The following is a 14,952-nucleotide window of genomic DNA, read 5'->3' on the forward strand; positions in this document are numbered from 1 at the left end:
CGCCGGTGGGATGCCGCCATCATGTTCATTTGCGTGGCGTGCATGAGCTGGCTGGGCCGACGCGCCGCGCCGTTGGCATTTTTGCTGCGTGCAGAAGTGGGGCTGACGCGGCTGCTGGGGCTGTTTGACCGCGATCATTACCTCGCCCAAATCCATCCAGGTGCGCTGCGTGGTTTGTCGCCACTGACACACTATGTGCGCCATGGGGATGCGGCGGGCTTGTCGCCCAGTCCGCTGTTTGATGCGCGCCACTATGACGCCCACTGTGGCCGGCGCTGGGGGCTCAACCGCCTGTTGCACTACGCCCTGATGGCCCACTTCCGTTGGCTGTCCCCGACGCCTTGGTTCGACCCCCAGTACTACCTGCGTCGATGCGTCGATGTGGGCACAACGGCGGTAGAGGCTGTCCGGCATTTCCAGCACCATGGTTGGCGGGAAGGCCGCAGTCCCCTGCCGGGACTGGACATTCGCAAAGCCCTGCACACCCTGTCGGAGTTGCGGCCCGTCAAGGGCAACCCCTTGTCGCTGCTGAGAACCGAAGACATTTTGCGCCTGCACCACACCCAGGATGCGGCCGACTCGATCCTGCCAGAGCACGTCTTGGGGGACGATCCCGAAGCGCAGGTGTCGGCGTTTTGGGCGGACATGCCGAGCCACGCCCGCCAGGCGCCGGTGCAGGTGGATGTCGTTTTGCATGTGACCACCGCGCTGCCCCAAACGCTGCGCTGCCTGCGACAGTTGCTGTGTGCGCCGATCCAGGCACCATGGCGCTTGTTGGTCATCTACAACGAGCACGAGGACAGCGACACCGCCGCTTGGTTGCGCAGTTTGGCTGCCCGTGACCTGCTGACGTGGTTGCCGCCCGTGGAAGGCCCGGTCGCAGGTTCACCGGTGCAGTTTCTGCATGCTTTGCACCGCGTCCAGGCGCGTGACGTGGTTTTGTTGGACAGCCACGTTCTGGTTCACGGGGATTGGTTGGATCGCCTGCTGAGGCACTTTGAGGCCATGCCCGATGTGGGGGCGCTGTGCGCACTGTCTGACGATGGTGGGCTGGCCGCCTATCCGGAGATGTTCTCGGCGGTGCCCGTGCCGTTGGAGAGTTCACCGGCGGACATGGACATGTTGGCCGCCCAAATCAACGCCCAAGGGCTGGTGCGCATGCCCACGCTGCTGCCACCGGGGCTGTTACTGCTGCGGCGCTTGGCCCTCAAGGACGGTGGGTTGCCGCGCAGTGGGTCGGACATCTGGGGTGCGTTGTGGGCACATTTGCAGGCGCACGGCTGGAGCAGTGCCGTGGCGTGCAATGTGTTCGTTGGCGTACAACGCACGGCAGGGGAGCGGGGTGCCGCAGAGCCTCATCCTCCCATGGCCGACCCGGTGCTGGCCGATTTCATCGCCTCCGATCCGCTTGGCCCGTGGCGTGCGCGGCTGGACGTGGCCCGGTTGCGGCGCATGTGCCGCCAGCGCAATGCCTTGCTGGTGTGTCATTCTCGTGGGGGCGGCACAGAGCGCCATTTGCTTGAACAAACCGAGCAGTTGCTTGCGCGTGGTTGGGGGGTGTTTGAACTGCGTCCGGTGGCGCGCACCCGATCGCTGTCGCTGCGGCATTTCAGCTTGTTTGGTTTGCCCAACCTGGGGCACATCTCGTTGGACGATGAGCAGATGCTGACCGAGGTGCTGTCGCTGTTGCACATCACGGATTTGCATGTTCACCACTTGATCGACTTTCCGCCAGACGCTGTCGAGCGCCTGGTGGCCCTGGCGCGGCAGCTCAAACTGCGCGTGCATGTGGCCGTGCATGACTACTATTTGGTTTGCCCTCGGGTCAACATGGTGTCCCAGCAAGGCCGCTTCTGTGGGGAGCCCGACACGTCGGCCTGCAACCGCTGCTTAAGCGATGGCCCCACTGGGCCCAACCCGAGCATCACCGCTTGGCGCCGTGCTTGGTTGCCTTTGCTGCATGCAGCAGAGCGGGTGGTGGTGCCAAGTCACGATGTAGCCGAGCGCTTGCATCGCATGCTGCCCGCACCGATTCCCCTGGTGGTGCAAGCGCACGAGGCGCCGCCGTCGCCGGGCTTGTCGGCTTTGCGGGCGGTTCGGCCAGGTGAGCCGCTGAAAGTGTTGGTGATCGGGGCCATCAGCCGCATCAAGGGGTTTGAAGTGCTGCTGGCGCTGGCGCGTACAGTGCGGGAGCAGGGGTTGAACTTGGAAGTGTCCCTGCTGGGCTTTTCCCCGGAAGATGGCCGCCTTGCCGGCCAGGGGGTGCGCTTGCTGGGCCCCTATTTCGATGCCGATTTGCCCGAGCGCATCAAGGCTGCGCAGCCTCACTTGATTTGGATTCCGTCGATTTGGCCCGAAACCTACTGTTATGTGCTGTCGGCGGCGCTGCGCAGTGGCACCCAGGTGGCCGTGTTCGATTTGGGCGCCCAAGCCGAGCGCGTGCGCGCCCATGACGAGCGCCACCTGTGCCTGCCCTTGACCTTGGCGGACGATCCCTTGGCGCTGGCGAACGCCTTGCTGGCTGGCAGCCTGAGTTTGTCGCGGACGGTCTGATGGCGGGGCCGGCTTGGTTGATGGCGCCACAGGCGCAGTACCGCGAGCCCGTGCGCGCTTGGTTGGTGCTGGATCAGCCCCCCTCACCGACCACAGACTACTATGTCCGCCCCCGTGCGGCCCAAGCAGGGGTGCCGGTGGCGTACCGCGCCATCCAAGACGATCCGAGCCCTGGCGATCTGAAACCCGGGACGTTGGTGATCATCGTGCGTTACGTGCGTCCCAAGTGGGTCAAAGCGTTGCGCGAGCACCAAGCGCATCTGGCGGGGGTGGTTTACCTGCTGGACGACGATTTGTTCGATCCCCAAGCTTGGCGGGACCTGCCGCTGGGTTATCGCTGGCGGCTGTGGCGACATCAACAAGCGTTGCGACCGTTGTGGCGGCGGCTGGTTTCCACCTACTGGGTGTCCACCCCCGCGCTGGCCCAGCGCTACCCGCAGTTGGGGGCCCAAGTCATGCCGCCGCTGCCGGCCTCCGATGAGGTCGAGTCTGTGCCGAGCTGGCCAGCCGCTGCGCCCTCACCGGGTCGGACGGTGCTGCTGTTCTACCACGGCACCCGCAGCCACCAAGCCGAAATGGCGTGGTTACAGCCGATCGTGGCCCAGGCGCTGGCGGCGTGTCCGCATCTGCATTTCGAGGTCATGGGCAACGGGCCCATTCAGCAGTTGTTCCGAGATTTACCACGCACACGGGTGTTGCATCCCATGAGCTGGTCGGCGTACTTGGCGCATTGCCGTTGGTTGGCCGATCAGCATCCTGGTCAGCGCATTGGCTTGGCACCGCTGCTGCCCTCGGCGTTCAACGCCGTGCGCTCCCACACCCGCGTGTGGGACATCGCTCGCTGCGCCGCCGTCGGTCTGTACGCCGATGAAGGCCCTTATGCCCAGGTGATTCGGCATGGTCAGGAGGGTTGGTTGTTGCCGCCTGTGGCTTCGGTTTGGTGCGAGGCCATCGTGTCGCTTTACCACGACGCCGAGCAACGCCAGCGCATGAGCCAGGCCAGCGTTCAGTTGGTGCAGCGCTGGGGGCGGTGTGACCGGTCAGCTACATTTGCGCCCGCATCTCCGCCACCGCGCACACCACCGACAGCATGAAAAGAAAACGATCCTGGATCGCCATCCCCCAGCGTGCGCTGGACGCCAAGATCATGTGGTGGAGCCTGTGCGGCCTGCGGTGGCTGCGGCGTCGCTGGGGCATCGGTCATGCCACGCTGACGGCTGAGATGCTGTTGACTCAGCGCACTGGGCTGTTCGACAAGGATTTCTACCAGTCCCAACTGCACCAGGCGCAGCTCAGCGCACAGGGCCAGTCGCTTCTTCAGCACTATGTCGAGCACGGTGATGCCCAGGGCTTGGCCCCGGCTCCGTTGTTCGACGTTGACCACTATGACGCCCACTGTTGTGCCGGCTCTGCGGCTCGGCGTGGCCTCAACCGAGCGCTGCACTACGCCTTGGTGGCGCGGTTTGCAAGCAAAACCCCGTCGCCGTGGTTCGACCCGGATCACTACTTGCGCACTTACCCCGACGTGCGGACCGCCGGAGTGGAGCCATTTGCCCACTTTTTGCACAGCGGTTGGAACGAGGGCCGAAGCCCCTTGCCGGGGTTGGACATCCAGCGTTTGCTGCGCTTGCGCCCAGGTTTGTATGCGGGCACCGCCCGAGCGGGCGATGGGTTGGCGGCACTGCACCTCTCAGCGGAGAACCGCGGTGCAGGCAACAAGCTGGCCGATGCCCTTCCCGACGTGTTGGATCCGCTGACGTGGGCCGATCTTCAGCCCCGCCGCTGGGCGACCGAGCCAACGCTCGATGTGTTTGTGCCGGTTTACGCGGGTCTGCGTGAAACCTTGCGCTGTTTGTGGACCGTGCTGACCACCCCTGTGCGAACACCACATCGCGTGGTGGTCATCAACGATGCCGGCCCTGAACCTGAATTGAACGCCATGCTGCGCAGCTTGGCGGCGCGGGATCTGTTCATCCTAGAGCAACACGAACGCAACCAGGGCTTCGTCAAGACGGTCAATCATGGCTTTCGCCTGGCGGCGGCGCGTGACGTGCTGATCCTCAACAGTGACACCGAGGTCTACAACGACTGGCTGGATCGGCTGGTGGCGCAGATGCACGCCCACCCCCGCCTGGGAACGCTCACGCCCTTGTCCAACAACGCCACGATTTGCAGCTATCCCCAGACGCTGATGGACAACCGCTTGCCCTTGGAGGTGTCCCATGCTGAGCTGGATCGGCTGGCTGCCCAGGTCAACAGTGGCCGCCATGTGCCTGCACCCACAGGGGTGGGTTTTTGCATGTACATCCGCCAAGAGGCTTTGGCGCAAGTGGGCGGTTTGGATGAACGTCACTTTGGCCGGGGTTATGGTGAGGAAAACGACCTGTGCCAGCGCATGTTGCGCAAAGGGTGGATCAACGGCATCGCTTGCGATGTGTACGTTCGCCATGTGGGGTCGGTGAGTTTCCAGTCGGAGGCCACCGGGCGGATTCGCAAGGCACTCAAGACCTTGGCCCGGCTGCATCCCAACTACGAAGCGGACGTGGCGCGTTACATCGCCGAAGATCCGACGCGCCCCAGCCGCGTGCGACTCGATTTGGCCCGCATGGCCCAGCACGCAACCGAGCGCAACGTGTTGCTGGTGTGTCACAACCGAGGTGGCGGCACGGAGCGCCACCTGATGGAGCAGGCCCGGGAGTTGGTCGATCAAGGGTGTGGGGTGTTTGAGCTGCGGCCAGCGGCCAAACCCGGCCCCTATGCCACGCTCACGCATGCCGATTTGCTGGGGTTGCCCAATCTGGCTGCGCTGGAGTTGCATCCCAGCGATCTGTTCGACGAAGCCTTGCGCCGGTTGCGCATCACCGAAATACACGTCCATCACTTGGTGGACTTTGACGCATCGGTGGGGCGCCATCTGCTGGCTGCCGCCCAGCGTCATCGGATTCCGATTCGGCTGACGGTTCACGATTACCACTGGATGTGCCCGCGTGTGAACCTGGTCACCCCGGCGGGGCGGTACTGTGGTGAGCCCGACGCGGCAGGCTGTGACCGTTGTTTGGCCCAGGCACCCGAGGTGCCGGGGGTTCGTTCGATCCGCGTTTGGCGAGAAGATGCACAGCGTTGGCTGCACACGGCCCGGCAGGTGGTGGTGCCTTCGGTGGACGTGGCGCGGCGTTTGGCAACCTTGGCGCCACACGCTACCGTGTCGCTGGAACCGCATGAGCACGACATTCAGCCGGGCATGGTGGCGCACCATCCGGCCCTGGCGCATGAGGGGGTGCGCGTGTTGGTGATTGGCGCCATCAGCCCCATCAAGGGCATGGATGTGTTGCTGGAACTGCTGCCGCTGGCGCGTGTTCAGCAGCCCGTTTGTGAGCTGCTGCTGCTGGGCTATTCGTCGGATGATGCCCGTCTGGCGGCGGCGGGGGTGCGGCTGCTTGGGCGTTACACAGACGACCAGTTGCTGGCCCGCATCGAACAAGCGGATCCCCACCTGATTTTCATCCCCTCGATTTGGCCGGAAACCTACTGCTACGTGCTGTCGGGTGCCCTGCGCAGTGGACGCAAGGTGGCGGTATTTGACCTAGGAGCCCAAGCCGATCGAACGCGCCAGCACGATGCCCAGCATCTGGTGCTGCCGTTGGCACTGGCCGAACAGCCAGACGAGTTGCTGGCCTGCTTGTTGAGTGCGGCCCGTTGCTGATGATATTCGTTTATCAAATTGCAGCTGGGAACTGGAGTACAGTAGCGCGCTTTGCAAGCCGAGCTGCCGTGGTTCGGTGTCTTCTTTGGTGATGCCTTTTCGTGATCAAGCGAACGCCCTTTCAAATCCAGCGTGCAGTGGTTTTTGCGCTGCTGATGCGCGAGTTGAAAACCCGCTTTGGTGGACACTGGACAGGGGTTCTGTGGCTATTTCTCGACCCACTGCTGAAGCTGGCCATGTTAACGTGGCTTTTCACCGTTGTGCGTGGGCACGCCAAACACGGGGTGTTTGATTTCGCTGTTTTTTTGTTTGTCGCCATGGTTCCCTTCCAACTGGGAGTGAGTTTGTGGAAACAGTTAATGAATGGCGTCAAGGCGAACAAAGGTTTGTTTGGGTATAAACAAGTCAAACCGCTGGATACGCTCATTGCGCGAACTATTCTCGAGTTTTCGATCAGCGTGGTGGTCTTTTTGGTTGGGTTGATTGTATTGGAACGGTTGGGATTTAACATCATGTGGCCTGCGGATTTGCTGGCGTACCTGATGGGGGTTCTTGCATTTGTCATGATTGGGTTTGGATTGGGGCTGGTGAGTGCGGTTGGTGTTAATTATTTGCCGCGCTTAGAGATGGTTATCTCGATGTTATCCATGCCTTTGCAAATCATTTCTGGGGTGATGTTTCCGCTGTCCTCATTGCCGCGTGAAGCGACGGATTTTCTACTTTACAACCCATTGTTGCACTTGGTCGAAATTTTGCGGGCCAGTTTTCTGCCTGGGTACCAAATGCTGCAAGGAACCAGCGTGACGTATCCAATGGTTTGGATTTTGATTTGTTGGTCGTTGGGGTTGTTGATGTATTGGGTGCGCCGGCGAGAGTTGGCCGAAGGCCGACGCTGAGGAGCCAGGCATGATTGAACTGGTGAATCTGACCAAGTATTACCCGACTCCATTGGGTCGGCACTACGTGTTCAAAAATCTGAATTTTGTTTTCCCGGAGGGCGCCAACATTGGTTTGATGGGGCGCAACGGGGCGGGCAAAAGCACGCTGATGCGTGTCATGGGTGGGTTGGATCGGCCAGATGAAGGCTTCGTTCGCACGCAAAAGTCGATTTCTTGGCCGGTGGGGCTCAGTTCTGCCATTCAAAGCTCACTGACAGCGCGAGACAACGTTCGCTTCGTCTGCCGTTTGTATGGCGCTTCACCGCAGGAAGTGAAAGAGCGCATGCAGTTTGTCGAGGATTTCGCCGAGCTGGGTAAGTTCTTTGATCTGCCGATGAAAACATACTCATCCGGCATGCGTGGGCGGGTGGCTTTTGGGCTGAGTCTGGCGTTTGATTTTGATTATTATCTGGTGGATGAGGGGATGGCCACCGGCGATCCCATTTTCAGAAAAAAAGCGCAGGCGCTGTTTCGCCAGAAAATCAGCAAGTCCAACCTGATTTTGGTGTCCCACAATACGAAAGACATTCTCGATTTGTGTAACACCGTGGTGGTTCTTGAAGGCGGAGTGGCGACTTTGTACGAAGATGTTGCAGAAGGCCTCTCGATCTACGAGAACATGCAGAAAAAATCATCCCCACGCCGCTTGAAGGCTTCTGGACGAGATTTATGAAATTGCTCACTCTATTGTCACCACGCCGGTTGGCCTTGTTGCTGGTGGCTTTGCCCATGCTGCTGGCCAGCCTTTTTTATGCCACCATGGCGGCCGACCGTTACGTCAGTCACACCGTCATTAGCATGCGGGACGTTTCGGGCGTCAGCAGCAGCACGGGCACATCGGGTCTGTCTGCGCTGCTGGGCGGTGGCGGAAGCAGCCCCGCCTATTCGGATTTGATGTACCTGCAAACGTATGTCTACTCCATGGACATGCTTAAGCGGCTCGACCAAAAGTTGAACCTGCGCGCTCACTACACGTCGCCCAGTGCAGACTTCATTTTCCGTTTGTCCACCAGCGCCACGGACGAAGAGTTTTTGGAGTACTTCCGCAACCGCGTCACCATGACGCATGACGACTTGGCGGGTTTACTCACCTTCGATGTGCAGGCTTTTGACAAAGCCACCGCTCAGCGCATCGCCAAGGCGATCTTGGACGAGTCGGAGCGCTTCACCAACGACTACATGCACCGCCTCGCACGTGAGCGCATGGGATTCGCAGAGTCCCAGACCACAGAGACGCAGGCTCGGCTGGAAAAAGCCAAGGCCGATGTGCTGGCGTTTCAGGTGAAGAACAAATGGCTGGATCCCATGTCGCAGGCCACCGCCAATTCGAGCTTGACGGCGACGTTGCAAAACACGCTGGCGCAGCAGGAGGCGGCACTGCGGGCGGCGCAGTCGTTCCTGAGCGACGATTCATTCCAAGTCAAAACGCTGCGTGGCCAAATGGACGCCACCAAGGCACAACTGGAGGCGGAGCGCAACCGGTCGGTGTCTCCGCAAAATGGCGGTGCCCAGTTGGCCAGCCTGACGATTGAGTACCAAGGGCTGATGACGCGGGCGTCCTTCGCAGAGGAAGCCTACAAGGCAGCCATCCAGACCTTGGAAGCGGCCCGGCTTGACACCATGCGCAAACTCAAGTCGCTGGTGGTGGTGGAGCCGCCCACCGTGCCAGACCAGGCGCTCTACCCGCGCCGCTTGTACAACCTGCTGACCTTGTTGGCGGTCTGTGGCATGGTCTTGACCATCGTCCATCTGATTTTGGCCACCATTCGCGAGCACCAGGACTGATTCATCATGCTGTCTCGAATTCTTCGTCGTCTCCCTTTGCTGGGCTTGTGGGTGGCTGTGTTGGGGCCCGTGTCGCTGTATGCCCAGAGCGCTTCCTCGGCTGAACCGTCGCTGGCTGTACCGTCTTCGCAAGCCGGTTTGGTCGGGGGTGCCGGCACGTCGCTGGCGATGCCGACCCCGGTGGCAGCGCCAGCGCCCACCGCAGCCCCTGCACCCGCCACCGCGTTGCCGTTCCCCACTTCTCCGTCCGGTTTGGGCGGCACGGTGGTGTTTGGCTCTCAGATGTTCGTGGGCCGGTTTGCCAACATGCCCTTCACGGGGTTCAACCCGGATTACCAGATCGCGGTGGGCGACCGGGTGCTGTTGCGCATCTGGGGTGCGGTGACCTACGAGGCTTACCAAAACGTCGATCCGCAGGGCAACATCTTCATTCCCAATGTCGGGCCGGTGTCGGTGCTGGGGGTGCAGAACAAAGACCTGAACAAGCAGGTCGAAGCCCAAGTGCGGCGCACCTTCCGCGCCAATGTCGGGGTGTACGCCTCGCTGGACTCGGCCCAGCCTGTGCGCATCTACGTGACGGGCTTTGTGCGCGCCCCGGGTCTGTACGGCGGGGTGTCCTCGGATTCGGTGCTGAACTTCATCGACAAGGCCGGTGGCATCGATCCCGATCGCGGCAGCTACCTGTCTGTCAAGGTGCTGCGTGGCGGCAAGCCGCGTGCCAACATCAACCTGTATCGCTTCCTGCTGGACGGTGAGCTGGATCGCTTGCAGTTCCAAGATGGGGACACCGTCGTGGTACTGCCGCGCCAGCACACGGTGACGGTGATGGGCGAAGCGCAGAACGCTTATGTGTTCGAGTTGGATCGCCCCGAAGTGAGTGGATCCGACATCTTTTACATGGCTCGCCCGAAGCCGACAGCCACCCACGTCAGTGTGGTGCGTAACACCGGGGTGCAGCTCACCAGCGAGTACCACCGCCTGGCCGACGCCAAGCCGGTGATGGTTCGCAGTGGGGATTTGGTGACGTTCACGGCGGACAAATACACCACCACTTTGCTGGTGCGTGTCGATGGCGATCAGCAGGGTGATCGCTCTCTGGTCATGCCAGTGGGCGCTACGCTCAAGGATTTGATGGCCCGTCTCAACCCATCGCCGCGTGCCAATTTGGATGGGGTGCAGTTGTTCCGCAAGTCGGTGCAGCAGCGCCAGAAAGCCAGTTTGGAAGTAGCGCTGCGCAACCTGGAAACCGCCGCGCTGACCGCCCGCTCTTCCACCACCGAAGAGGCCAATCTGCGCAAATCCGAAGCCGATTTGATGCTGAACTTCACGGCGCGTGCCCGTTCGATCCAGCCGCTGGGCCAAGTGGTGCTGACCGACCGTGAGGAGGCCGACAAGCTGTTGCTGGAAGACGGTGATGTGCTCAACATCCCGACGCGCAACCACCTGGTGCTGCTCAGCGGCGAGGTGTTGTTCCCGAATGCACAGGTGTACTCGCCGGGGGCTTCGGTGGACGACTACGTGCAGTTGGCCGGTGGCTACACCCAGAGCGCCGACACGTCCAAGCAAATTGTGCTGCGCAGCAATGGCAGCGTGGCGCCATCGGGCAGCAACCCTGAGCCGGGGGATGAAATCCTGATCTTGCCGAAGATCGAGTCGAAGAACATCGAGGTCACCCGCTCGGTGACGCAGATCCTGTACCAGATTGCCATCAGTGCCAAGGTGGCGCTGGGCCTCTGAGGATGGGGGAGGCATGACGCATCCGCTGTGGCGGTCGTTGGGCAGGCTGCTGGGGCGGGCTCACCAGAATCGCAAAAAATCGGCCAGCGCTGGGTTGTCCAAGCGCATCCCAGCGCCCCACGGGAGTGGGGGGCACATCGAATGGGTGGCCTGCACCCCTGGGGGTGATGCCTTCGTTGTCGGCTGGGTGGCGCACGATCCGGCGCTCACGGCCTGGCTGGAATGTGCCGATGGGCGGCGCCTGCCGCTGGCATCAGCCTTTCGTTTCACGCGCCAAGACTTGGTCGATAGCCACCACCCCGCCCTGGTGCGCACCCGGGCGGTGGATGCGGCTTTCATGATGGCGGTGCCCGGCGTCGCCGACGGCGCCCGGCTGCGTTTGGTCTTGAGTGACGGTGGGGCGCGCACTTGGTGGGTGTCTGACGCCGTGGCCCATCCGTTGCCGCCGCACCCCGTGGCTGCGTTCAAAGCCATGATGGAGCGCTTTTCGCCACGCGGTCGGCTGGTGGAGCGGTTCACCAAGGTGGACAGTGCGTTGCTGGCGCCGTTGCGTGCCCAGCAGTGTGCCGCGTGGTCGCAGTTGCCGGTGGATGTCCATGACCTGGGGGTTCCCGTCGCCGCGCCGCAGGTCAGCATCATCGTGCCGCTGTACAGGCGCATGGATTTTGTCGAACCCCAGTTGCTCAAGTTCAGCCGCGATCCGTGGTTGCGGGCCCACGCCGAAATCATCTACGTGGTGGACGACCCCACCTTGGTGGAGCCCATGCTGCTGGAAGCCGCCGCGTGGTTTGACCTCTACCAAGTGCCTTTCCGCTGGGTGTGGGGCCATGCCAACCGGGGTTTTTCGGGGGCGAACAACTTGGGCGTGTCGGTGGCCCGGGCCGATCGGTTGCTGTTTCTCAACAGCGATGTGTTCCCGACCGAACCCGGCTGGCTGGCGCCGATGCTGGAGGTGCTGGCCCAGCGCCCCGACCTCGGCCTGGTGGCACCGCTGCTGCTGCACACCGATGGCACGGTGCAACATGCGGGTATGACCTTCCGCTGGGCCCATGACTTGGGTGTGTGGACGAACATCCACCCCAATCAGGGGCTGGATCCGGCGCTGTGTGTGCCTCCCGGCGTGCGCGAACACCCGACGGTGACGGGTGCGTGCGTGCTGTTGCGCCGTGGCGATCTGGCTGCCGTGGGGGGATGGGACACGGGTTACTTGATCGGAGACTTCGAAGACTCCGATCTGTGCCTGCGCTTGCGGGCGCGGGGCCTGGGCTGCGCCTGCTTGAACGACGTGCGTTTGACGCACTTGGAGCGCCAATCCTTCAGCAGCTTGGGGGACGATGGATTCCGCCATGCCGTGGTGATTTTGAACGCGGTGCGGCAGCAGCAGCGCTGGGGCGAGGCCATTGCCGAGCAGGTGAAAGGGGCCTCGGTATGAGCCGTGCGCACAACATTTTGGTGATCGCTCATGGTCACCCCGATTTCAGCTTGGGAGGCGGGGAGATCGCCGCCTACAGCCTGTTCCAGCATTACCAGCAGCACCCGGATGTGGCCCAGGCCACGTTTTTGGCCCGCGCCGAAGATCCGGCGGGTGCGCCCACAGGCCATTTGTGTGCCCGCCGTGCCAACGAATACCTGTGGTACCAAGGCATGCGCGACTGGTTCTGGCAAGGCACCGCCCACCGCGACAGCCTGCGCACCCGCTTTGTCGATTTGCTGCGGGCCCTGCGGCCAACGGTGGTGCATTTGCACCACTACGTCCATCTGGGGTTGGACATCCTGAGTGTGATCCGCCAGGTGCTGCCGGACACGCGCATCTACCTGACGTTGCACGAGTACATCGCCATCTGTCGCCATTACGGTTTGATGATCAAACCAGACTCGATGGAGCTGTGCAAACAAGCCACCCCGCAAGACTGCCACCGCTGCTACCCAGCCCATTCGAGTGAAGACTTCTGGCTGCGCCAGCAGTTTTTCCAAGATCGCTTGGCGGTGGTGGACGGGTTCATCGCCCCGAGTGAGTTTTTGCGCCAACGCTACATCGCCTGGGGGCTGGACGCCCAGCGCATCGTCACCATCGAGAACGGCCAGCCGGAGCGCACGCCGCTTCCCGCCCGGGCCCTGGCGCCGGATGAGCGTCGCAACCGCTTCGCTTTTTTCGGGCAAGTGAACCCGTACAAGGGCCTGGATTTGCTGTTGCAAGCCCTCGCGTCGTTGCCCTCGGAGGTGCAGAAGCGCTTGGTGCTCGAAGTGCATGCCGCGCACTTTGACAAGCAGTCCCGCGAGCTGCGCAAGCGCATTCAGCGCTTGTTGGATCCGCTGGTCGAGGCGGGGGTGGTGCAGTGGATGGGGCCCTATCGCCCAGAGGACATGCGCCGGCGCTTGGCCCACATCGACTGGGTGTTGGTGCCATCGATCTGGTGGGAAAACTCGCCGCTGGTGATCCAAGAGGCATTCAGCGCCGGGCGCCCCGTGATTTGTTCGGACATCGGTGGCATGGCCGAGAAGGTGCGCCATGGGGTGGACGGCCTGCATGTGCCGGCGGCCAACGCACTCGAATGGGCACGCACCCTCAGCCAAGTGGCCGAGCTGCCCGGGTTGTGGGAACAACTGGCGGGGCACATTCGCCCGGTGTTCACACACACCCAGTCGGTGCAGGCACACTTGGACGTCTTTGCGGCGTGAGGTGAATGATGGCGCATCGTGACCCTGCATGGTGGAACCTGCGCCGACCCCATTGGCGAACAAGCGCCTGGGTGTTCGGGCTGCTGGTGCTGTTTTGGGCGTCGTGGGTTCACGCGGGTGAACGCGAGGAAGCGTTGTGGCTTCAACGCCTGAGTTTTGGGGTCACGCCGCAAAGCCTGGCGGACGTTCAACGCACGGGCCGCGAGGCTTGGTTGGCCCAGCAGTGGCGCCGGGACATGCCGCTGGCGTCCGTCCCTGCGGTTCAGGCGCGCATTGAGAATTTGAAGGTCTCGCAGCTCACGGGGCTTCAGGCGTTGGCGCAAGTGCAGGCCCAGCGTGCCTTGCTGCGCGAGCGAACCGACCCGGCCAGTGCCGCCATGCAGCGCAAGCAGCGCAAGCAGCTTCGCAGTGAGTTGGATGCCTTACAAGGCCAGGCCATCCAGCGCACGCTGCTCAGAGCCGTCTACAGCCCCCAGCCCTTGCGTGAGGTGCTGACGTGGTTCTGGTTCAACCACTTCAACGTGGTGGCCGAGGGGGATTTTGTCCTCCAAGCCATGGTGGGGGACTATGAGCAGAACGTCATCCGCCACCACGCGACGGGCCGTTTCCGCGATCTGCTGCAAGCCGTGGCCACACACCCAGCCATGCTGGTCTACCTGAACAACGACCGCAACGTGCGCGGCCACATCAACGAAAACTACGCCCGCGAGCTGATGGAGCTGCACACCCTGGGCGTCGATGGGGGTTATACCCAGCAGGACGTGCAACAACTGGCGCGCATCCTCACAGGCTTGAGCGTGGGCCGACCAGGTGACAGCCGGTTGCCAGATGGGGCCGTGAGCCTGTCGGGGGGGCTGGCGCTGTTTCTGCCCCGTCGCCATGAGCCAGGGCCCAAAACCTTGCTGGGGCGGACGCTGGATCAGGACGGTTGGGCGCAGATCGAGCAAGCGCTGGACATGCTGGCACACCATCCTGCAACGGCCCGCTACATCAGCCTCAAGTTGGCGCGCTATTTCGTGGCCGATGAGCCTTCGCCCGATTTGGTGCAGCGCCTGAGCCGCCGCTTTTTGGACACCGAGGGCGACATCGCGGCTGTGATGCAGACCTTGGTGAACTCACCCGAATTCGCCGCCTCGCTGGGGCGCAAGTTCAAGGATCCGGTTCACTACGTGGTGTCGGCGGTGCGGCTGATGCTGCCGAACGACCCGGTCGAATTGCGGGTGGCGCGGCTGCAAGGGTGGTTGCGGCAGTTGGATGAACCGCTGTACGGGCGCCGCACGCCCGATGGTTATCCGCTCGTGGCCAGTGCGTGGAACGGCTCCGGACAGATGACTCAGCGTTTCGAAGTGGCCCAGCAGATCGCCAAAGCCCAGCACCTGGACTTGCCAGAAGCCGGTGGCATTCGCTTGTTGGGCCCGCAGGACGAATTCAGCCAGCGGGTGTGGTTGCCGGGTTTATCCAGCCGCTCGCGTGAGGTGTTGCAAGAAGCCCAAGCGCATCCCGTGGTTTGGCGGCGCTTGCTGCTGTCCACACCCGAATTCATGTTCCGTTGAGGTG

10 protein-coding genes are annotated in these 14,952 nt (G+C 62.5%); all 10 read left to right on the plus strand.

The features are described 5' to 3' along the window. Nucleotides 1-21: 21 nt before the first annotated feature. Nucleotides 22-2,553 (plus strand): glycosyltransferase, encoded by a 2,532-nt coding sequence (locus tag VITFI_RS05620; RefSeq protein ID WP_157725576.1) that lies wholly within the window; start codon nucleotides 22-24, stop codon nucleotides 2,551-2,553. After that, complete coding sequence (locus VITFI_RS05625) at nucleotides 2,553-3,647, plus strand: glycosyltransferase family protein (RefSeq protein ID WP_089416132.1); 1,095 nt, start codon at nucleotides 2,553-2,555, stop codon at nucleotides 3,645-3,647. The genes VITFI_RS05620 and VITFI_RS05625 overlap by 1 nt, the downstream gene beginning before the upstream one ends. Continuing rightward, entirely contained in the window at nucleotides 3,644-6,256 is a 2,613-nt protein-coding gene (locus VITFI_RS05630; protein ID WP_089416133.1) for a glycosyltransferase, read from the plus strand. Before VITFI_RS05625 ends, VITFI_RS05630 begins: the two co-directional genes overlap by 4 nt. A gap of 101 nt (nucleotides 6,257-6,357) precedes the next feature. Beyond that, nucleotides 6,358-7,152 (plus strand): ABC transporter permease, encoded by a 795-nt coding sequence (locus VITFI_RS05635; protein WP_157725577.1) that lies wholly within the window; start codon nucleotides 6,358-6,360, stop codon nucleotides 7,150-7,152. 10 nt (nucleotides 7,153-7,162) lie between these two features. Further along, nucleotides 7,163-7,867, plus strand: a complete 705-nt coding sequence (locus tag VITFI_RS05640) for an ABC transporter ATP-binding protein (protein WP_089416135.1) — start codon at nucleotides 7,163-7,165, stop codon at nucleotides 7,865-7,867. Beyond that, nucleotides 7,864-8,979, plus strand: a complete 1,116-nt coding sequence (locus tag VITFI_RS05645) for a hypothetical protein (RefSeq protein WP_089416136.1) — start codon at nucleotides 7,864-7,866, stop codon at nucleotides 8,977-8,979. Before VITFI_RS05640 ends, VITFI_RS05645 begins: the two co-directional genes overlap by 4 nt. Nucleotides 8,980-8,985: 6 nt before the next feature. After that, entirely contained in the window at nucleotides 8,986-10,716 is a 1,731-nt protein-coding gene (locus VITFI_RS05650; RefSeq protein ID WP_198301639.1) for a polysaccharide biosynthesis/export family protein, read from the plus strand. A gap of 13 nt (nucleotides 10,717-10,729) precedes the next feature. After that, nucleotides 10,730-12,148 (plus strand): glycosyltransferase family 2 protein, encoded by a 1,419-nt coding sequence (locus VITFI_RS05655; protein ID WP_089416137.1) that lies wholly within the window; start codon nucleotides 10,730-10,732, stop codon nucleotides 12,146-12,148. After that, nucleotides 12,145-13,395, plus strand: a complete 1,251-nt coding sequence (locus VITFI_RS05660; protein WP_089416138.1) for a glycosyltransferase family 4 protein — start codon at nucleotides 12,145-12,147, stop codon at nucleotides 13,393-13,395. Before VITFI_RS05655 ends, VITFI_RS05660 begins: the two co-directional genes overlap by 4 nt. Nucleotides 13,396-13,400: 5 nt before the next feature. Further along, nucleotides 13,401-14,948: a DUF1800 domain-containing protein gene (locus VITFI_RS05665; RefSeq protein ID WP_089416139.1), complete on the plus strand. Its 1,548-nt coding sequence runs from the start codon at nucleotides 13,401-13,403 to the stop codon at nucleotides 14,946-14,948. The last annotated feature ends 4 nt before the right edge of the window (nucleotides 14,949-14,952 follow it).

The sequence above is a fragment of the Vitreoscilla filiformis genome, from assembly GCF_002222655.1.
Taxonomy (GTDB): domain Bacteria; phylum Pseudomonadota; class Gammaproteobacteria; order Burkholderiales; family Burkholderiaceae_C; genus Ideonella; species Ideonella filiformis.

Excerpts from the sequence above, each read along its gene's own strand:
- VITFI_RS05620 (WP_157725576.1), top strand. The coding sequence starts at position 22 with ATGTTCATTTGCGTGGCGTGCATGAGCTGGCTGGGCCGACGCGCCGCG.
- VITFI_RS05625 (WP_089416132.1), top strand. The coding sequence starts at position 2,553 with ATGGCGGGGCCGGCTTGGTTGATGGCGCCACAGGCGCAGTACCGCGAG.
- VITFI_RS05630 (WP_089416133.1), top strand. The coding sequence starts at position 3,644 with ATGAAAAGAAAACGATCCTGGATCGCCATCCCCCAGCGTGCGCTGGAC.
- VITFI_RS05640 (WP_089416135.1), top strand. The coding sequence starts at position 7,163 with ATGATTGAACTGGTGAATCTGACCAAGTATTACCCGACTCCATTGGGT.
- VITFI_RS05645 (WP_089416136.1), top strand. The coding sequence starts at position 7,864 with ATGAAATTGCTCACTCTATTGTCACCACGCCGGTTGGCCTTGTTGCTG.
- VITFI_RS05650 (WP_198301639.1), top strand. The coding sequence starts at position 8,986 with ATGCTGTCTCGAATTCTTCGTCGTCTCCCTTTGCTGGGCTTGTGGGTG.
- VITFI_RS05655 (WP_089416137.1), top strand. The coding sequence starts at position 10,730 with ATGACGCATCCGCTGTGGCGGTCGTTGGGCAGGCTGCTGGGGCGGGCT.
- VITFI_RS05660 (WP_089416138.1), top strand. The coding sequence starts at position 12,145 with ATGAGCCGTGCGCACAACATTTTGGTGATCGCTCATGGTCACCCCGAT.
- VITFI_RS05665 (WP_089416139.1), top strand. The coding sequence starts at position 13,401 with ATGATGGCGCATCGTGACCCTGCATGGTGGAACCTGCGCCGACCCCAT.